Source organism: Pseudomonas sp. DG56-2 (genome assembly GCF_004803755.1).
Taxonomy (GTDB): Bacteria; Pseudomonadota; Gammaproteobacteria; order Pseudomonadales; family Pseudomonadaceae; genus Aquipseudomonas; species Aquipseudomonas auratipiscis.
Map to the genome: position 1 here is coordinate 1,494,165 of NZ_CP032311.1, position 19,636 is coordinate 1,513,800.

Below are 19,636 nucleotides of genomic sequence, written 5' to 3' on the forward strand. Positions count from 1 at the left end.
GGGAGCCTGGTATGTTCGAATCCGCTGAAATTGGTCACGCCATCGATAAAGAGACCTACGACGCCGAAGTGCCCGCACTTCGCGAAGCGTTGTTGGAGGCACAGTTCGAACTCAAACAGCAGGCGCGTTTCCCGGTGATTGTATTGATCAACGGTATTGAAGGCGCTGGCAAGGGCGAAACGGTGAAGCTGCTCAACGAGTGGATGGACCCGCGCCTGATTGAAGTGCGTACGTTCGACCAACAGACTGACGAAGAACTGGCGCGGCCACCGGCCTGGCGCTACTGGCGCGCATTGCCCGCAAAAGGTCGAATGGGGGTGTTTTTCGGCAACTGGTACAGCCAGATGCTGCAGGGGCGAGTCCATGGGCATTTCAAGGATGCCGTGCTCGACCAGGCCATCCGCGGCGCCGAGCGCCTGGAGGAAATGCTCTGTGACGAAGGGGCGTTGATCTTCAAGTTCTGGTTTCACTTGTCGAAAAAACAGATGAAAGCCCGGCTCAAGGCGCTCAAGGATGATCCATTGCACAGTTGGCGCATCAGCCCGCTGGATTGGCAGCAGTCACAAACCTATGATCGATTTGTACGTTTCGGTGAACGGGTCTTGCGCCAGACCAGCCGTGATTACGCGCCCTGGCATATCATTGAAGGTGTTGACCCGCATTACCGCAGCCTGGCAGTCGGGCGCATTCTGCTTGAAGGCTTGCAGGCCGCACTCAAGGTCCAGCATGCACCGATTCATCGCCCCAACGTCGCTCCGCTGGGCCAGAGCATCGATCAGCGCAGCTTGCTGGGCAGCCTGGACATGACCCTGCGCCTGGACAAAAGCGAGTACCAGGAGCAGTTGATCACTGAACAAGCGCGGCTGGCGGGTTTGCTGCGCGACAAGCATATGCGTCGCCACGCCCTGGTGGCGGTGTTCGAGGGCAATGATGCAGTGGGCAAGGGCGGCGCCATTCGTCGCGTCGCCGCGGCACTGGACCCACGGCAGTACCGTATCGTGCCGATTGCGGCGCCATCCGAAGAGGAACGCGCACAACCTTACCTGTGGCGGTTCTGGCGCCATGTGCCGGCGCGCGGCAAATTCACCGTGTTCGACCGCTCCTGGTACGGCCGCGTGTTGGTCGAGCGCATCGAAGGCTTCTGCAGCCAGGCCGACTGGATGCGTGCCTACGGCGAAATCAACGACTTTGAAGAGCAACTGACCGATGCCGGTGTAGTGCTGGTCAAGTTCTGGCTGTCGATTGACGAACAGACCCAGCTCGAGCGTTTCCAGGAGCGTGAAAAGATTCCGTTCAAGCGTTTCAAAATCACCGAGGAAGACTGGCGCAATCGCGAAAAGTGGGGGCAATACGCGGAAGCTGTCGGCGACATGGTAGACCGCACCAGTACCGAAATCGCGCCATGGACATTGGTTGAAGCCAATGACAAGCGCTGGGCGCGGGTTAAAGTGTTGCGCACCATCAACAATGCCCTGGAGGCAGCGTTCAAAAAAGACAAGAAATAGCAGTCGCTCGGGGAATGAAGTGCTGAAATCTTTTCTGCAATTGTACCTGTCGGCCCCCACAGCCAATCCGTAGAATTCAGGCTTCCGCCACACAGGGCTATTGAGGCTGTTATGCACATTTCTTCCGGACGCTGGGTCTACGGTCTGTCACTTTCACTGCTGACCGCCTTGCTCTGGGGCATCCTGCCGATCAAGCTCAAACAAGTGTTGCAGGTGATGGACCCGGTCACTGTCACCTGGTTTCGCCTGTTGGTGTCCGGCGGCCTGTTGTTTGCCTGGCTGGCGGCCAGCAAGCGCCTGCCGTCGTTCAATCGTCTTGGGCGCAAAGGCTGGGGGCTGGTAGCGCTGGCCACGGGTGGCCTGGTCGGCAACTACGTGCTGTACCTGATGGGACTCAACCTGCTCAGCCCGGGCACCGCGCAATTGGTGGTGCAGCTTGGTCCGGTGCTGCTGCTGGTGGCCAGTGTGATCTTATTCAAGGAACGCTTCAGTCTGGGTCAGGGTGTGGGCCTGTTGATTCTACTGATGGGGTTTGGCCTGTTCTTCAACCAACGCCTGGAAGAGCTGCTGACGTCCCTGAGTGTCTACACCACCGGTGTACTGACTATTATCCTGGCTACCACCATTTGGGTGTTCTACGCCCTGAGTCAGAAGCAATTGTTGACGGTGTGGAATTCGATGCAGGTGATGATGGTCATCTACCTGTGCTGCGCGGTGCTCCTCACGCCGTGGGTGCATCCGCTAGAAGCCTTGCAACTGAACCCGCTGCAAGGCTGGCTATTGCTCGCCTGCTGCCTCAATACCTTGGTTGCCTATGGCGCTTTCGCCGAAGCGCTTGCGCACTGGGAAGCGTCCAAGGTCAGTGCCACCCTGGCGCTGACGCCGCTGGTGACGTTTGTCGCCGTGGCGCTGGCGGCCTGGTTCTGGCCGAACTATGTGCACGCCGAGCAGATCAACACGCTGGGATATATCGGTGCAATGGTGGTGGTAGTGGGCTCGGTGCTGACCGCGCTGGGGCCGTCGCTGCTTGCCGGCTGGCGGGCCAGGCGAGTGCGCCTGGCCCGCTGATTCAGCCTTTTTTACCCGGTTCGAGCATGTCTTGCGGGCGTACCCATTGATCGAACTGTTCGTTACTCAGGTAGCCCAGGCTCAGGGCCGCATCGCGCAGGGTGGTGCCTTCGCTGTAGGCCTTCTTGGCTATCTCCGCCGCCTTGTCGTAGCCGATGTGCGGATTGAGCGCGGTGACCAGCATCAGCCCGCGTTCCAGGTGCGCTGCCATTTGTTCGGCATCGGGTTCGATGCCGGCCACGCAGTGCTGCTGGAAGTTGCGGCAGCCGTCGGCGAGCAGCTCGATCGATTGCAGCAGGTTGTGAATGATGACCGGCTTGAATACGTTCAACTGCAAGTGCCCCTGGCTTGCGGCAAAGCCAATCGCCGTGTCGTTGCCCAGCACCTGGCAGGCGAGCATCGACAGCGCCTCGCACTGCGTCGGATTGACCTTGCCAGGCATGATCGAACTGCCCGGTTCGTTGGCCGGCAGGCGCACTTCGGCAAGGCCGGCACGCGGGCCTGAACTCAACAGGCGCAGGTCATTGGCGATTTTCATCAAGGCCACCGCCAGGGTCTTCAAGCCACCGGCCAAGGTGGTCAGCGGCTCATGCCCGGCCAGGGCGGCAAACTTGTTCGGCGCCGTCACGAAGGGCAGGCCGGAGAGGGCGGCCAACTCTGCGGCGATAGCTTCGGCAAAACCATGTGGGGCGTTGAGGCCGGTGCCGACCGCGGTACCTCCCTGGGCCAGCTCGCACACGGCAGGCAGCGCGGCACGGATTGCGCGCTGGGCGTAATCGAGCTGAGCGACATAGGCCGATACTTCCTGGCCAAACGTGATCGGGGTGGCATCCATCATGTGCGTGCGACCGGTCTTGACCAGGTGCAGATGACGTGCCGAGAGTTCGGCCAGGCCTGAGGACAATTCGGTGATCGCTGGCAGCAGATGGTGCTGAACAGCCTGCGCCGCGGCAATGTGCATGGCCGTTGGAAAGCAGTCGTTGGAGCTTTGCGAGCGATTGACATGATCGTTGGGGTGAACCGGAATCTTGCCGCCGCGCCCTTTGCCGGCCAGTTCGTTGGCGCGCCCGGCGATAACTTCATTAACGTTCATGTTGCTTTGCGTGCCACTGCCTGTCTGCCAGACGACGAGTGGAAACTGATCGTCCAACTGGCCATCGAGCACTTCATCGGCCGCTTGTTCGATCAGACGGGAAATATCGGCCGGCAGGTCTCCGTTGCGGTTATTGACCCGTGCAGCAGCCTTTTTGATCATCGCCAGCGCATGCAGGACAGCGATTGGCATGCGCTCCTTGCCGATGGCGAAGTTGATCATCGAGCGTTGTGTCTGGGCTCCCCAGTAGGCCTGCTCAGGAACTTCGACCTGCCCCAGGCTGTCAGTTTCGATACGGCTCATACTGCACTCACTCCCTTGTGGTCTGAATTCGCAGTTTAGGTCCCTTTTAGTCGCAGCGGTTCCATCGCTCGTCGACCCACTTGAGTGCTGCGCCCGAGTCGGCGCAGAATGCTCTACTCTGGGGTACTACCTCTTCTGTCCTAATGAAGGAATTACGATGACCCGTCTTCGCGCCCTTTGCACTGCTGTTGCGCTGGTCTGCGCCAGCGGCCAGGTGCTTGCCGATACCGCTAGCCACAACGCCAGTGCCGAAAAATTCCTCATGATGGCGCACGCTGACAAGCTGGGCACCCCGGTCTATATGCAGGTGCAGCAGATGTTTGCCCAACGTTTCGAGCAGACCAAGGCGCCTGCTTCGAAAAAGTCCGTGCTCGACAGCTACCAGGCCAAGGCCAACGCCGCGCTGGACCAGGCCATCGGCTGGAACAAGCTCAAACCCGACATGGTCAAGCTGTACACCAGCACCTTCAGCGAAAGCGAGCTGAAAGACCTGGTAGCCTTCTACCAGTCGCCGCTGGGCAAGAAAGTCCTGGAAAAAATGCCTCAGGTCACCCAGCAATCGGCGCAACTGACCCAGCAAAAGCTGGAAAGTGCAGTGCCGGTGGTCAACAAGCTGTTGGCTGATATGACCAAGGAACTTGACCCGAACGCTGGCAAGGCCGCCGCGCCAGCGAAGAAGTAATACGCGGAGCCCGCCATGTCCATGCAGCAAAAGATTGAACAGAGCCTGGCCGCGCTGGCGCCTCAGCACCTGTCGGTGCTCGATGAAAGCCATATGCACAGCCGTGGGCAGGAAACCCATTACAAAGCTGTACTGGTCAGCGAACAGTTCACTGGCCTGAACAGCGTGAAGCGCCACCAGAAGGTCTACGCCACCCTCGGCGAGTTGATGGGCCAGGTGCATGCCTTGGCCCTGCATACCTATACCCCTGAGGAATGGCAGAAGGTCGGTGCAGCACCCGCTTCACCCACCTGCGCAGGTGGTAGCAAACACTGATTTCATCGTCAGGTTTTTGCTAGAATGTGCAACGCGCCGCTCGACGGCGCGTTTTTTTTGTCATCCGGTCCGCCCTTTACGAGGGTGACCACCTGGAGATTCATTGCATGACCCAAGCTATCGTCGTGGCGGCGCTGTACAAGTTCGTCACCCTGAAAGATTACATCGAACTGCGCGAACCGCTGCTCGAAACCATGTTGAGCAACGACGTCAAGGGCACCTTGCTGCTGGCCGAAGAAGGCATCAACGGCACCGTGTCGGGCACCCGCGAAGGGATCGATGGCCTGTTGACCTGGCTGCGCAGCGACGCACGGCTCGAGGATATCGACCATAAGGAATCCTATTGCGATGAACAGCCGTTCTATCGCACCAAGGTCAAACTCAAGAAAGAGATCGTTACCCTGGGTGTGCCGGGCGTAGACCCGAACCACAAGGTTGGCACTTATGTTGAGCCCAAGGACTGGAATGCGCTGATCAGCGACCCGGAAGTACTGCTCATCGACACCCGTAATGACTACGAAGTGGCCATCGGCACCTTTGATGGTGCAATCGATCCGAAAACCACCACCTTTCGTGAGTTCCCGGACTACATCAAGGCCAACTTCGACCCGTCGCGCCACAAGAAAGTGGCCATGTTCTGCACCGGCGGCATTCGTTGCGAAAAAGCCTCCAGCTACATGCTCGGTGAAGGTTTCGAAGAGGTCTATCATCTTAAAGGCGGCATCCTGAAATACCTCGAAGAGGTACCGCAGGAAGAAACCCGCTGGCAGGGCGACTGCTTCGTGTTCGACAACCGGGTCACTGTGCGTCACGACCTGAGCGAGGGCGACTACGACCAATGCCATGCCTGCCGTACACCGATCAGCGTCGAAGAGCGTGCGTCCGAGCATTATTCGCCAGGTATCAGCTGCCCGCATTGCTGGGACAGCTTGAGCGAAAAGACCCGCCGCAGCGCCGTTGACCGGCAGAAGCAGATCGAATTGGCCAAGGCTCGCAACATGCCGCACCCAATCGGTCACAACTACCGCAAAGCCGCCGAGGCCTGATAGATGTCCGCACGCCTGCTCTATGTGATGGACCCGATGTGCTCCTGGTGCTGGGGCTTTGCACCCGTCGCGCAGGCCTTGATCGCCCAGGCCCGTGACGTCGGTGTCGAAACCCACCTGGTGCCAGGCGGCTTGCGTACCGGCAGCAGTGCACTGGACGCATCGACTCGCGGCTACATTCTTGATCATTGGCAGGCTGTTAATACCGCCACCGGTCAGCCCTTTACCCTCGAAGGTGCGATGCCGGAAGGTTTCGTCTACGACACCGAGCCCGCCTGTCGGGCATTGGTGGCGGCGCGCGGCCTGGACGTGGAGCGCACCTGGATATTGCTCGCGGCTATCCAGCAGGCGTTCTACCAAGGTGGTGAAGACGTCACCCTTGCGCCGAAACTGGTGGAGCTGGCTGAAAAGGCCGGCTACGAGCGCGGGCTGTTTGCCGAGCGCTTTGCCAGTGCTGACGTGCGTTCGGCCACGGCCTCCGATATCACCTGGGTGCAGGATCTGGGCATCGCCGGGTTTCCAACCTTGCTGGCGGAACGTAACGGTCAGTTGGCGCTGTTGACCAATGGGTATCAGCCGCTTGAATCCCTCAGTCCGCTGCTCGGCCGCTGGCTGCAGCAGGCTGCCTGTGCTTGATGTCCCCGGGTCACCCGACCCTGTGCCGGGGCCGGCGCCAGCCGTTGCCGATCGGCTGAGCTGGGCGGAAATTCGCCGTCTGGCGTTGCAGCATAAAAAAGCCCTGTGGATTGCCAACGGTGTCGCGGTACTGGCGGCGCTGTGCAGCGTTCCTATCCCGCTGTTGTTACCGTTGCTGGTCGATGAAGTATTGCTCGGGCATGGTGATGCCGCGCTCAAGTGGATGAATCAGTTCCTGCCGGGCAGCTGGCAGGTAGCGGCAGGTTACATCGGTTTGATGCTGGTGCTCACGCTGTGCCTGCGGTGCGCCGCACTGGCCTTCAACGTGGTCCAGGCCAAGCTGTTCGCGGGCCTTGCCAAGGATATTGTCTACCGCCTGCGTATTCGCCTGATCGAGCGTCTCAAACGAATTTCCCTCAAAGAGTACGAAAGCCTGGGCAGCGGCACCGTGACCACTCATCTGGTCACTGACCTGGATACCCTGGACAAGTTCGTCGGTGAAACCCTCAGCCGCTTCCTGGTCGCCATGCTGACCCTTACCGGCACCGCGGCGATCTTGATGTGGATGCACTGGAAGCTGGCGCTGTTGATTCTGCTGTTCAATCCCTTGGTCATTTTTGCCACGGTGCAGTTGGGTAAGCGGGTCAAGCACCTGAAGAAGCTTGAGAACGACAGTACTTCACGCTTCACCCAGGCGCTGACCGAAACCCTGGATGCCATCCAGGAAATTCGGGCCAGCAACCGTCAGGGCTATTTCCTCGGGCGTCTGGGCTTGCGTGCCCAGGAAGTGCGTAATTATGCGGTAGCGTCGCAGTGGAAGAGTGATGCCAGCGGCCGCGCCAGTGGTCTGTTGTTTCAATTCGGCATCGATATTTTCCGCGCGGCAGCGATGCTCACGGTGCTGTTTTCCGACCTGTCGATCGGGCAGATGCTGGCAGTGTTCAGCTACCTGTGGTTCATGATTGGCCCGGTCGAGCAGTTGCTGAACTTGCAATACGCCTACTACGCTGCAGGCGGCGCATTGAGCCGGCTCAACGAGTTGCTGGCGCGTGCCGACGAGCCGCAATACCCAGGTGGCGTCGATCCATTCAGGGGGCGTGACACCGTCGGTATCGAAGTGCAGGGCTTGCGCTTTGCCTATGCCGACGAACCGGTTCTCGATCAGTTGAACCTGTCCATTGCCCCGGGTGAAAAAGTTGCCATCGTCGGGGCCAGTGGTGGCGGCAAGAGCACCTTGGTGCAGTTGCTGCTTGGCCTCTATAGCCCGCAGGCCGGTACCATTCGCTTCGGTGGTTCGACCCTGCAGGACATCGGCCTGGAAACCTTGCGCGAGCATGTCGCTGTGGTGCTGCAGCATCCGTCGCTGTTCAACGACACCGTGCGTGCCAACCTGACCATGGGGCGAGACTGCAGCGACGAAGCCTGCTGGCAGGCGCTGGCTATTGCCCAGTTGGAATCCACCATCGCCGCGCTACCCCGTGGTCTGGACACCGTGGTGGGCCGCTCGGGCGTGCGCCTGTCGGGTGGCCAGCGCCAGCGCCTGGCAATCGCACGCATGGTGCTGGCCGAGCCCAAGGTGGTCATCCTCGACGAAGCGACCTCGGCCCTCGATGCGGCGACCGAATACAACCTGCACCAGGCGCTTGCACGCTTTCTCAGTGCGCGCACTACGTTGATCATTGCCCATCGTCTGTCAGCAGTGAAGCAGGCAGACCGGGTATTGGTTTTTGATGGAGGGCATGTGGCCGAGGATGGCGATCATCAGCAGTTGATCGCTGATGGCGGCTTGTATGCCAAGCTGTATGGTCATCTGCAGCAGAGTTGAGCTTAAACTGCGTGTAAAGGAGAAAAGCTCTCCAGTATTGCCAGCAAATAGCCTAGGCTGTGCCTTTATAAGATAAAGATTCATCCGGCTCTGTGTGCAAGGGACCTCATGAAGCGAAAAAGGACTCTCGAAGCCCCGAACTTGTTCGGCATCATTTGGCCATTTGTCGCCGTGGTGTTGTTTCAGGCATTACTGGGGGGGATCAGTCTCTACGCCTTGTCGGCAGTACGTGGCTATGTAGCAGGGGAGAGCCTTTGGTCCAAGGGACAAAAGGACGCCATCTATTACCTCAACCTGTATGCCGACAATCGCGACGAAGCGGTTTTCGCAAAGTATCAGACTGCCTTCGCCGTGCCGCAGGGCGGACATGACCTGCGTGCTGCCCTGGATCTGCCCGAACCGGATCTGGACGCGGCGCGACGCGGTATTTTGCAGGGCGGCAATCACCCCGATGATGTCTCCAGTCTTATCTGGTTGTACTTGAACTTTCGCCAGGTCAGTTACCTGGAAAAGGCCATTGAGCTGTGGTCGGTGGGCGATAGCTTTCTGAAGCAGCTCAACGATGTCGCTCAACAGATGCAGGACGGCTTTCGCAGTAACACCGCCACCGCCAGCGATGTGGCCGAATGGAAGGCGCGCATCGCCACGATCAACGATGGTGTAACGCCTGCGGCCCGAGCGTTCAGTGATGCTTTGGGCGAAGGTTCCCGTGTACTGCTGCGGGTACTGCTGGTGACCAACCTGGCCACCGCCTTGTTTCTGATTGCCTTGGCATGGATGCGCTCAAGCAAGTTGCTGGCCCAACGACAAGCCTTTGCCAACGCCTTGGAGGTAGAAAAGGAGCGGGCGCAGATTACCTTGGAGTCGATTGGCGACGGCGTGATCACCACCGATGTTGAAGGCTGCATCGCTTACATGAACCCTGCGGCCGAGCAATTGACCCACTGGCATGCGGCCCAGGCCCAGGGCTTGCCCCTGGCGGCGCTGTTCAGCCTGCTCGACGAGAGCGCCGAGAAAAACAGCCTGACATTGGTTGAGCGCATTCTTGGTGGAGACTTCAGCGGCGGCACCGAGCATACCAAGCTGATCCAGCGCCTTGATGGCAGTACCGTCTCGGTGACCCTGGTGGGGGCACCGATCATGGCTGAAGGGCAGATAAGCGGCACCGTGCTGGTTCTGCATGACATGACCCAGGAGCGTCAGTACATCGCCAACCTGTCCTGGCAGGCGACCCATGACGCACTGACCGGCCTCGCCAACCGCCGCGAATTCGAGTATCGCCTGGAGCAGGCACTCAACGCCCTGGCGCGTAAACCGGCGCGGCATGCGCTGATGTTCCTCGATCTTGACCAGTTCAAGCTGGTCAACGACACCTGTGGGCATGCTGCTGGTGACGAACTGCTTAGGCACATCTGTGCCGTGCTGCAGGCGGGATTGCGCGAAGGCGATACCCTGGCGCGCCTGGGCGGTGATGAGTTCGGTATTCTTCTTGAGAATTGTGGGCATGAGCAGGCTGAGCGCATTGCTGAAAGCCTGCGCCAGGCCGTTCAGAACCTGCATTTTGTCTGGAAGAACCGCCCGTTCATGACCACCGTGAGTATCGGGCTGGTGCATGTATCCCAGGCACCTGTCACCCTTGAGGCCTCCCTGCGTGCCGCGGATATGGCGTGCTACATGGCCAAGGAGAAGGGCCGCAATCGGGTGCAGGTGTATCACGCTGACGACAGCGAGCTGTCCATGCGTTTTGGCGAAATGGCCTGGATTCAGCGGCTGCATGTGGCGCTGGAAGAAAACCGCTTTTGCCTGTACGCCCAGGAAATCGCGGCCCTTGGGGAGCATGACGGGGCAGGGCACATCGAAATTCTCCTGCGCCTGCAGGATGAAAACGGGCGCATCATCCTGCCCGACAGTTTCATTCCAGCCGCCGAGCGCTACGGTTTGATGACTGCGCTGGATCGTTGGGTGGTGCGCAATGTTTTCGAGGTGATTCGCCAGTGCCTGGATGAGCGCGGTGATGGCCCGCTGGCCATGTGTGCGATCAATTTGTCCGGTAGCAGTATCGGCGATGACAAATTCCTCGAGTACCTGCGCCGGCTGTTCGGGGAATATGGCATTCCGCCGCAAATGATCTGTTTCGAGATTACCGAAACCAGCGCCATTGCCAATCTGGGCAGTGCCATACGCTTTATCAACGAGTTGAAGAGCCTTGGTTGCCGATTCTCGCTGGATGACTTCTGCGCCGGAATGTCGTCGTTCGCCTATTTAAAGCATCTGCCCGTGGATTTCCTGAAAATTGACGGCAGTTTCGTCAAGGACATGCTCGATGATCCGGTCAATCGAGCTATGGTTGAGGTCATCAATCATATCGGCCATGTCATGGGCAAACGCACCATTGCCGAGTTCGTCGAAACGCCGTTGATTGAGCAGGCCCTGCAGGAAATAGGTGTCGACTACGCCCAGGGCTACCTGATCGAGCGACCGCAGGCGTTTACCTGCGACAGCTTGCAGCGCCAACGGATTGCAGCAAGGCCTTTGTTGTTCAAGGCACCAGGGACTTTTCGCTGAAATCTGCACGAATAATCACAAGGAACAAGGAGCTAAAAGTGATTGACGCGTTTGTCCGTACCGGTCCATTGATGGACCCCACCAGTTACCCGCTCTGGGCCCAGCAGTTGATCAAAGACTGTCATGAGAGCAAGCGTCGGGTAGTCGAACACGAACTTTACCAGCGTATGCGAGATGGCCGGCTCAGCGCCCGCACCATGCGCCAGTACCTGATTGGCGGCTGGCCGGTAGTCGAGCAGTTTTCCCTGTACATGGCCAAGAACCTGACCAAGACCCGCTACGCCCGCCATCCCGGCGAAGACATGGCGCGTCGCTGGTTGATGCGCAACATTCGTGTCGAGCTCAATCATGCCGATTACTGGCTGTACTGGAGCCAGGCCCATGGCGTTAGCCTGGAAGACCTGCAGGCCCAGGAAGTGCCGGCTGAGCTCAACGCATTGAGCGATTGGTGCTGGCACACCTGTGCAGCCGATTCGCTGGTGGTGGCGGTGGCGGCGACCAACTATGCAATCGAAGGTGCGACGGGCGAATGGTCGGCGGTGGTGTGCTCTACCGGCGTTTATGCCCAGGGCTTCCCCGAGGAGGGTCGCAAGCGCGCCATGAAGTGGCTGAAGATGCATGCCCAGTACGATGACGCCCACCCATGGGAAGCACTGGAAATCGTCTGCACCCTGGCGGGCAATCATCCAACCCAGGCGCTGCAGACCGAGCTGCGGCGGGCGGTGTGCAAGAGCTACGACTACATGTTCTTGTTTCTGGAGCGCTGCATGCAACTGGAACAGCACCAGCCCGCCCGGGTTCAGGCGGAACTGGTAGAGAGCTGAGCTTACTGGGCGTTGAACGCCTGGCCGTTGACGCCAGTGCTGTCCGGGCCCATCAAGTACAGGTAGACCGGCATGATTTGCTCAGGCAACGGGTTGTTCTCCGGGTTCTCGCCCGGGTAAGCCTGGGCACGCATGCTGGTGCGGGTGGCGCCTGGGTTGATGCTGTTGGCGCGAACCGGGGCCACGTTTTCCAGTTCGTCGGCGAGGGTTTGCATCAACCCTTCGGTGGCGAACTTCGACACACCGTAGGCGCCCCAGTAGGCCCGGCCTTTGCGCCCGACGCTGCTGGAAGTGAAGATCACCGATGCATCCTTAGACAGCTTGAGCAGCGGCAGCAGGGTGCTGGTGAGCATGAACATGGCGTTGACGTTGACTTGCATGACGCGCATGAAGTTATCGCCAGACAACTGCTCCAGCGGCGTGCGCGGGCCAATGATCGAGGCGTTGTGCAGCAAGCCATCGATGTGGCCGAACTCGCTTTCAATCATCGCTGCCAGTTCGTCGTACTGATGCGGCAGTGCGGTTTCCAGGTTGAATGGAATCACCGCAGGCTTGGGGTGGCCGGCCGCTTCGATCTCATCGTAGACCTGGCTCAGGTTGCCTTCGGTCTTGCCCAGCAACAGTACGGTCGCGCCGTGGGCAGCGTAGGCCTTGGCCGCAGCTGCACCGATTCCACGACCAGCGCCGGTGACCATGATGGTCCGGCCTTGCAGCAGGTCGGGGCGGGCGGAATATTCGAACATGGGGTTACCTCGTGGGAAGTGGGACGTTTCATCGCGGGCAAGCCCGCTCCCACAGGGGAGACTACCAGCCTGTGGGGGCTTGCCCGCGTGACCAAATCAGCAGCCGCAGAGTGCGCTATCGAGCACCTTGCGCAGCTCCAGCGGATGATCGACCACAACATCCGCACCCCAGTTGTTGGGGTTGTCGTCCGGGTGAATGTAGCCATAGCGCACCGCTGCGGTGCGGGTGCCGGCATCACGACCAGACTCGATGTCGCGCAGGTCATCACCGACAAACAGCACGCTGGCCGGGTCCAGGTTCAAGGTTTTGCAGGCAAGGATCAGCGGCTCGGGGTCTGGCTTGCTGTTCTTCACGTGATCGGGGCAAATTAGCAGGGCCGAGCGTTCGGCCAGCCCTAGCTGCTGCATGATCGGCTCGGCGAAACGCACCGGCTTGTTAGTGACCACGCCCCACAGCAGGTTGCCTTTCTCGATGTCGGCGAGCAATTCAGCCATGCCGTCGTAGAGTTTGCTGTGAACCGCACAACCTTGTTGGTAGCGCTCGAGGAACTCCAGGCGCAGGGCTTCGAATTCCGGTGCTTCTGGGTCAAGGTTGAAGGTAACCGCTACCATCGCCTTGGCACCGCCGGAGACCACGTCGCGGATGCGCTGGTCGTCGATTGCCGGCAGGCCACGTTCGGCGAGCATCGCCTGGCAGATGGCGATAAAGTCCGGCGCCGTGTCGAGCAGGGTGCCGTCCATGTCGAAAAGTACTGCTCTCAGGCGCATGCTCATTCCTCGCGCAGGGTCTGGATCATGTAGTTGACGTCGACATCGTTGGCCAGCTTGTAGTGCTTGGTCAACGGGTTGTAGGTCAGGCCGATGATGTCCTTGACGTTCAGGCCGGCTTCACGGCTCCAGGCGCCGAGCTCGGAAGGGCGGATGAACTTCTTGAAGTCGTGGGTACCGCGCGGCAGCAGCTTCATGATGTATTCAGCGCCGATGATCGCGAACAGGTAAGCCTTGGGGTTGCGGTTGATGGTCGAGAAGAACACCTGGCCGCCGGGCTTGACCATGCGGTAGCAGGCACGGATCACCGAGGAGGGATCAGGCACGTGCTCGAGCATCTCAAGGCAGGTCACCACGTCGAACTGCCCGGGCATTTCTTCGGCCAGCGCCTCGGCGGTGGTCTGGCGGTATTCCACCTCTACGCCGGACTCGAGCTGATGCAGGCGTGCCACGGCCAATGGTGCTTCACCCATGTCGATACCCATGACAGTGGCGCCGCGCTGAGCCATGGCCTCGCTGAGGATGCCGCCGCCGCAACCGACGTCGAGAACCTTCTTACCGGCCAGCTTGACCCGTTCGTCAATCCAGTTGACCCGCAGTGGGTTGATGTCGTGCAGGGGCTTGAATTCGCTTTCACGGTCCCACCAGCGATGGGCCAGGGCTTCGAATTTAGCGATTTCTGCGTGGTCGACGTTGCTCATGGAGCGCTCCTCTGAAACTTTGATTAAAGGTGTCACGGGCTGGCAGCCTCAGCGGCCGGCCGGTTATTCGCTACGCTCGCCGATCCGCTGGCCCCAGGCGCAGGCGGCGGCATGCAGGGCCTGCTCGTCCATGCGGGTCAGGCGGCGCTCATCGAGCAATTGTTGACCAGCAACCCAGACATGCTTCACGCAGTCACGATTGCTGGTGTAGATCAGTTGTGAAACCGGCTCATAGAGTGGTTGCTGGGCCAATCCCGACAGATCGAATGCGACCAGGTCGGCAGCCTTGCCCACTTCCAGCGAACCTGTCACTGCTTCCAGGCCCAGCGCCCGCGCCCCATTGAGGGTGGCCATACGCAAGGCCCGGTGTGCATCCAGGGCAGCAGCCGAGCCGGCCACTGCCTTGGCCAGCAAGGCGGCGGTGCGGGTTTCACCGAGCAGGTCGAGGTCGTTGTTGCTGGCCGCACCATCGGTACCCACAGCTAGATTGACACCCGCTTGCCACAAACGCTCCACGGGGCAGAAACCACTGGCCAGCTTGAGGTTGGATTCCGGGCAATGCACCACACTGGTGTTGCTTTCTACCAGCAGGGCCAGGTCGTCGTCGCTGATCTGAGTCATGTGCACAGCCTGCAGGCGCGGGCCGAGCAGACCCAGGCGCGCCAGGCGGGCCAGCGGGCGCTCGTTGCGGGTGGCCAGCGATTGCTCCACCTCAAACGCGGTTTCGTGGATGTGCATGTGTATCGGCGCGTCGAGTTCTTCGGCGATGACGCGGATTTTTTCCAGGTTTTCGTCGCTCACCGTGTACGGGGCATGCGGGCCCATGGCCACGGTTATGCGTGGGTGGTAGCGCAGGTCGCCGAACAGTTCGACCGCCTGATGCAGGCCGTCTTCGGCGGTGCGTGCGCCTGGTATCGCGAAGTCGAGCAGCGGTACGGCGATTTGCGCACGGATACCACTGTTGTGTACCCGTTCACTGGCGACCTTGGGAAAAAAGTACATGTCGGAAAAACAGGTAACGCCACCTTTGATCTGCTCGGCGATCGCCAGGTCGGTGCCATCACGCACGAATGCTTCATCCACCCAGCGGCCTTCGGCCGGCCAGATGTGTTCTTCGAGCCAGGTCATCAGCGGCAGGTCGTCGGCCAGGCCGCGAAACAGGGTCATGGCGGCATGGCCGTGGGCGTTGATCAGCCCGGGGCTGAGCAGGCAGCCTGGCAGCTCGCGGGTTTCGCTGGCGACAAAGCGCTCGGCTTCGGCGCGGGTGCCGATGAAAACAATGTGGCCATCACGGATACCCAGGCCATGATCCTTCAATACCACCCCGGCAGGTTCGACAGGCACCAGCCAGGTCGGCAGGAGCAACAGGTCGAGCGGTGTAGCGGGTTTGGGCATGGCAGGATTTTCCTGGGACACATGGGCTGAGGGCGAAGTATACCCGAGCGTCTGCGCCTGGGGCTCGCTATAATCGTGCGCTTTTGATGTCCGAATGACGGGGTGAGGCATGCGCGATCGACTACTGGCAGCAGAGAAGGTGAACGCCATCGATTGGCGTGATGGCATCTTGTACTTGCTCGACCAGTGCGTTCTGCCAGCTGAAGAGCGCTGGCAAGCCTGTTCCGATGCAGCCCAGGTGGCGCAAGCCATTGCGTCGATGCGAGTGCGCGGTGCGCCTGCCATCGGCATTTGTGCGGCCTATGGCCTGGCCATGGCCGTGCGCCAGCGCCTGGCTGAGGGCGACGATTGGGAAATGGCCCTGGAGGAAGACTTCGAGACCCTGCTGCATTCGCGTCCAACCGGCGCCAACCTGTTCTGGTCGCTCAATCGCATGCGCGAGCGTCTGCTGCGAATCAAGGAAGGTGAGGATGTGGCGGCCATCATGGAGGCTGAAGCCATTGCCATCCACGACAGCGATCGAGAAGCAAACCTGACTATGGCCCAGTTGGGCGCCGAGCTGATTCGCAAGCATCAGGGCAACGAGCAGGCGGTGCTTACCCACGGCAATGCCGGCGCGCTGGCAACCGGCGGTTTCGGCACGGCCTTGGGGGTCATTCGTGCAGCTTATCTGGAGGGCATGGTTGAACGGGTGTATGTCGACGAAACCCGGCCATGGCTGCAAGGTTCGCGGCTGACAGCCTGGGAGTTGGCCAACGATGGCATTCCCTTGACCGTCAATGCCGATGCCGCTGCCGCCCACTTGATGAAAACCAAGGGTATCACCTGGGTTGTTGTCGGTGCCGAGCGCATTAGTGCCAATGGCGACGTGGCCAGCAAGATCGGTACTTATCAGTTGGCAGTCAATGCCATGCACCACGGCGTGCGCTTCATGGTGGTTGCATCAAGTTCGAGCATCGACCTGAACCTGGACAGCGGTGAAGACATCCTCCTCGAAGAGCGTGATGCCAGCGAGCTGATGGAGGTTGCCGGCACGCGCGTGGGCGCCGAGGTCGATGCGTTCAATCCGGTATTCGATGTAACCCCGGCGGACCTGATCGATGTCATTGTCACCGAGAAAGGTATTGTCGAACGTCCGGACACGGTAAAGATGGCGCAACTGATGTGTCGCAAGCGCTTGCATTGAGTGTTTGTCTGCGCTTGCGGCCTGCTGGTACGGCCTGGCGGGCGTTACTGACGAGCAGTAGGGTAGTAGTGCCGCAGCCTACTCCCACCGTCTGGGCGATTGTGGTAACATCCGACGGTTTCCAAGGCAGCCTTATGAGGCTGTCTTTACTGCGCAGATCCATGGCTTAACTCGTTGATTTGTCGTAAGTCGCTGCAAAGAGTCACTTTGCAGCGGCGAGCTTCGTTCGTCCCATATGGATGTGACGAGGTTTCACCAGAAAAAGGAATCAGGCTTCTCATGGGCGAACTGGCCAAAGAAATCCTCCCGGTCAATATCGAAGACGAACTGAGACAGTCCTACCTCGACTACGCGATGAGCGTCATTGTCGGGCGTGCACTGCCCGATGCGCGTGATGGCTTGAAGCCCGTGCATCGCCGCGTTCTGTATGCGATGAGCGAACTGGGTAACGACTGGAACAAACCGTACAAGAAATCCGCCCGTGTGGTCGGTGACGTGATCGGTAAGTACCACCCGCATGGTGATACGGCTGTATACGACACCATCGTACGTATGGCGCAGCCATTCTCGCTGCGGTACCTGCTGGTCGACGGCCAGGGCAACTTCGGTTCGGTGGACGGCGACAATGCCGCGGCCATGCGATACACCGAAGTGCGCATGACCAAGCTGGCCCATGAGCTGCTGGCCGACCTGCACAAGGAAACCGTCGATTGGGTGCCCAACTACGACGGCACCGAGCTGATCCCGGCGGTCATGCCGACCAAGATCCCCAACCTGCTGGTCAACGGTTCCAGCGGTATTGCCGTGGGCATGGCAACCAACATCCCGCCGCACAACCTCGGTGAAGTCATCGACGGTTGCCTGGCGCTGATCGACAATCCGGAAATCTCCATTGATGAACTGATGCAGTTCATCCCGGGTCCTGACTTTCCGACCGCAGCAATCATCAACGGTCGCCAGGGCATCATCGAGGCCTATCGCACTGGTCGTGGGCGCATCTACATGCGTGCACGCTCGATGGTCGAGGACATCGACAAGGTCGGTGGCCGTCAGCAGATCGTCGTTACCGAGCTGCCGTATCAGCTGAACAAGGCGCGTCTGATCGAGAAGATCGCCGAGCTGGTCAAGGAAAAGAAACTCGAAGGCATCACCGAGCTGCGCGACGAGTCCGACAAGGACGGTATGCGTATCGTCATCGAGCTGCGTCGTGGCGAAGTGCCAGAGGTTATTCTCAATAACCTCTACGCCCAGACCCAGCTGCAGAGCGTTTTCGGTATCAACGTGGTCGCGCTGATCGATGGCCGCCCACGGGTACTGAACCTCAAGGACCTGCTCGAAGCATTCGTTCGTCACCGTCGCGAAGTCGTTACTCGCCGTACCGTGTTCGAACTGCGCAAGGCGCGTGAGCGTGGCCATATCCTTGAAGGCCAGGCGGTAGCCTTGTCCAACATCGATCCGGTCATCGCCCTGATCAAGGCTTCGCCGACGCCGTCGGAAGCCAAAGAAGCGCTGATCAGCACACCGTGGGAATCGAGTGCCGTACAGATCATGGTCGAGCGTGCAGGCGCCGATTCCTGCCGTCCGGAAAACCTCGATGAGCAATACGGCCTGCGTGATGGCAAGTATTTCCTCTCGCCAGAACAGGCCCAGGCCATTCTTGACCTGCGTCTGCACCGCCTGACCGGCCTCGAGCACGAGAAGCTGCTGGCCGAGTATCAGGAAATCCTCAACCAGATCGGCGAGCTGATTCGCATCCTCAGCAGCGCTGAGCGCCTGATGGAAGTGATCCGCGAAGAGCTGGAACTGATCCGTGCCGAATACGGCGACGTGCGCCGTACCGAAATTCTCGATGCGCGCCTCGACCTGACCCTGGGCGACATGATTCCGGAAGAAGACCGGGTCGTGACCATCTCCCACGGCGGCTACGCCAAGACCCAACCGCTGGCGGCCTATCAGGCTCAGCGTCGTGGCGGCAAAGGCAAGTCGGCCACTGGCGTCAAGGACGAGGACTACATCTCGCACCTGCTGGTAGCCAACAGCCACACCACGTTGTTGCTGTTCTCCAGCAAGGGCAAGGTGTACTGGCTCAAGACTTACGAAATTCCGGAAGCCTCCCGTGCTGCGCGCGGTCGACCTCTGGTCAACCTGCTGCCGCTGGACGAAGGCGAGTACATCTCGACCATGTTGCCGGTCGAGGAATACACCGAAGGTCACTTCATCTTCATGGCGACCGCCAACGGTACCGTGAAGAAGACCCCGCTGGAGTCGTTCAGCCGTCAGCGTAGCGTCGGTCTGATCGCCCTGGAGCTGGACGAAGGTGACGTACTGATTTCTGCCGCCATCACCGATGGCGAGCGCGAAGTCATGCTGTTCTCCGACGCTGGCAAGGTCACCCGTTTCAAAGAGTCCGATGTTCGGGCCATGGGCCGTACCGCCCGTGGTGTACGCGGCATGCGTCTGGCCGAAGGCCAGAAGCTGATCTCCATGATCATTCCGGAGGAGGGCAGCCAGATCCTCACCGCCTCCGAACGTGGTTTTGGCAAGCGTACCGAAATCGGCGAGTTCCCCGAGTACAAGCGTGGCGGTCAAGGCGTTATTGCCATGGTCAGCAACGAGCGTAACGGCCGTCTGGTCGGTGCGGTGCAGGTGCAGGAAGGCGAAGAAATCATGCTGATTTCCGACCAGGGCACCTTGGTCCGTACCCGCGTTGGTGAGGTTTCCAGCTTGGGTCGTAACACCCAGGGTGTCACCCTGATCAAGCTGGCCAGCGACGAGACCCTGGTAGGTCTGGAACGTGTCCAGGAGCCATCCGAAGAGGAAGGTGACGAAGACTACGAAGAAGATACTGACGCCGTTGAAGCACCAGAGGCCGCCGCCGCTGGCGACGAAGAGGCGCCGCAGGAATAACCAACAGTAGCGTAATCCAGGTGGGGTGGCCGTAGCGCTGCAGGTTTGCAACGCACGGCCCGCTCCCCGGACAT

General features: G+C 60.0%; 16 protein-coding genes. 11 read left to right on the forward strand and 5 right to left on the reverse strand.

Translation table 11 applies throughout. The features are described from left to right. The first annotated feature begins 11 nt into the window (after positions 1-11). On the forward strand, positions 12-1,505 hold the full coding sequence (gene pap, locus D3Z90_RS06985; RefSeq protein ID WP_136475051.1) for a polyphosphate:AMP phosphotransferase: 1,494 nt from the start codon (positions 12-14) through the stop codon (positions 1,503-1,505). Between the two features lie 111 nt (positions 1,506-1,616). Further along, the gene (locus D3Z90_RS06990; RefSeq protein WP_136475052.1) at positions 1,617-2,573 is read left to right on the forward strand and encodes a DMT family transporter; all 957 of its coding nucleotides are present in this window, start codon (positions 1,617-1,619) and stop codon (positions 2,571-2,573) included. Position 2,574: 1 nt separating this feature from the next. Here D3Z90_RS06990 and D3Z90_RS06995 read toward each other — a convergent pair whose 3' ends face one another. Further along, a complete protein-coding gene (locus tag D3Z90_RS06995; RefSeq protein WP_136475053.1) occupies positions 2,575-3,969 on the reverse strand; it encodes a class II fumarate hydratase in 1,395 nt (464 codons plus the stop codon). Between the two features lie 157 nt (positions 3,970-4,126). On the opposite strand from D3Z90_RS06995, the gene D3Z90_RS07000 reads away from it, so the two are divergent. The 7 genes from D3Z90_RS07000 (at position 4,127) to D3Z90_RS07030 (ending at position 11,862) form a co-directional block, all read left to right on the forward strand. After that, a complete protein-coding gene (locus tag D3Z90_RS07000; RefSeq protein WP_038608281.1) occupies positions 4,127-4,651 on the forward strand; it encodes a DUF2059 domain-containing protein in 525 nt (174 codons plus the stop codon). A gap of 15 nt (positions 4,652-4,666) precedes the next feature. Then, entirely contained in the window at positions 4,667-4,966 is a 300-nt protein-coding gene (locus D3Z90_RS07005; protein WP_136475054.1) for a BolA family transcriptional regulator, read from the forward strand. 107 nt (positions 4,967-5,073) lie between these two features. After that, positions 5,074-6,012, forward strand: coding sequence for a rhodanese-related sulfurtransferase (locus D3Z90_RS07010; RefSeq protein WP_136475055.1), 939 nt, complete (start codon positions 5,074-5,076; stop codon positions 6,010-6,012). Between the two features lie 3 nt (positions 6,013-6,015). Beyond that, entirely contained in the window at positions 6,016-6,648 is a 633-nt protein-coding gene (locus tag D3Z90_RS07015) for a DsbA family protein (RefSeq protein ID WP_136475056.1), read from the forward strand. Further along, positions 6,641-8,473 carry an ABC transporter ATP-binding protein gene (locus D3Z90_RS07020; protein WP_136475057.1) on the forward strand — a complete coding sequence of 611 codons (1,833 nt, stop codon included), beginning with the start codon at positions 6,641-6,643 and terminating at the stop codon, positions 8,471-8,473. Before D3Z90_RS07015 ends, D3Z90_RS07020 begins: the two co-directional genes overlap by 8 nt. A gap of 108 nt (positions 8,474-8,581) precedes the next feature. Beyond that, positions 8,582-11,038, forward strand: coding sequence for an EAL domain-containing protein (locus tag D3Z90_RS07025; RefSeq protein ID WP_136475058.1), 2,457 nt, complete (start codon positions 8,582-8,584; stop codon positions 11,036-11,038). A gap of 71 nt (positions 11,039-11,109) precedes the next feature. Further along, positions 11,110-11,862 carry a TenA family transcriptional regulator gene (locus D3Z90_RS07030; protein WP_371922311.1) on the forward strand — a complete coding sequence of 251 codons (753 nt, stop codon included), beginning with the start codon at positions 11,110-11,112 and terminating at the stop codon, positions 11,860-11,862. Positions 11,863-11,864: 2 nt separating this feature from the next. Here the strand turns inward: D3Z90_RS07030 and D3Z90_RS07035 are convergent, their stop codons facing one another. From D3Z90_RS07035 to D3Z90_RS07050, 4 genes are all read right to left on the reverse strand, one after another. Next, the gene (locus D3Z90_RS07035; protein ID WP_136475060.1) at positions 11,865-12,605 is read right to left on the reverse strand and encodes a YciK family oxidoreductase; all 741 of its coding nucleotides are present in this window, start codon (positions 12,603-12,605) and stop codon (positions 11,865-11,867) included. A 96-nt stretch (positions 12,606-12,701) separates the two neighbouring features. Then, positions 12,702-13,373 (reverse strand): N-acetylmuramic acid 6-phosphate phosphatase MupP, encoded by a 672-nt coding sequence (mupP, locus tag D3Z90_RS07040; RefSeq protein WP_136475061.1) that lies wholly within the window; start codon positions 13,371-13,373, stop codon positions 12,702-12,704. Between the two features lie 2 nt (positions 13,374-13,375). Beyond that, on the reverse strand, positions 13,376-14,074 hold the full coding sequence (ubiG, locus tag D3Z90_RS07045; protein ID WP_136475062.1) for a bifunctional 2-polyprenyl-6-hydroxyphenol methylase/3-demethylubiquinol 3-O-methyltransferase UbiG: 699 nt from the start codon (positions 14,072-14,074) through the stop codon (positions 13,376-13,378). A gap of 63 nt (positions 14,075-14,137) precedes the next feature. Further along, positions 14,138-15,469 carry a TRZ/ATZ family hydrolase gene (locus tag D3Z90_RS07050; protein ID WP_136475063.1) on the reverse strand — a complete coding sequence of 444 codons (1,332 nt, stop codon included), beginning with the start codon at positions 15,467-15,469 and terminating at the stop codon, positions 14,138-14,140. 109 nt (positions 15,470-15,578) lie between these two features. On the opposite strand from D3Z90_RS07050, the gene mtnA reads away from it, so the two are divergent. Both mtnA and gyrA read left to right on the forward strand, forming a co-directional pair. After that, the gene (mtnA, locus tag D3Z90_RS07055; protein ID WP_136475064.1) at positions 15,579-16,655 is read left to right on the forward strand and encodes an S-methyl-5-thioribose-1-phosphate isomerase; all 1,077 of its coding nucleotides are present in this window, start codon (positions 15,579-15,581) and stop codon (positions 16,653-16,655) included. Positions 16,656-16,934: 279 nt separating this feature from the next. Continuing rightward, positions 16,935-19,562, forward strand: a complete 2,628-nt coding sequence (gene gyrA, locus D3Z90_RS07060) for a DNA gyrase subunit A (protein ID WP_136475065.1) — start codon at positions 16,935-16,937, stop codon at positions 19,560-19,562. Positions 19,563-19,636: the final 74 nt, after the last annotated feature.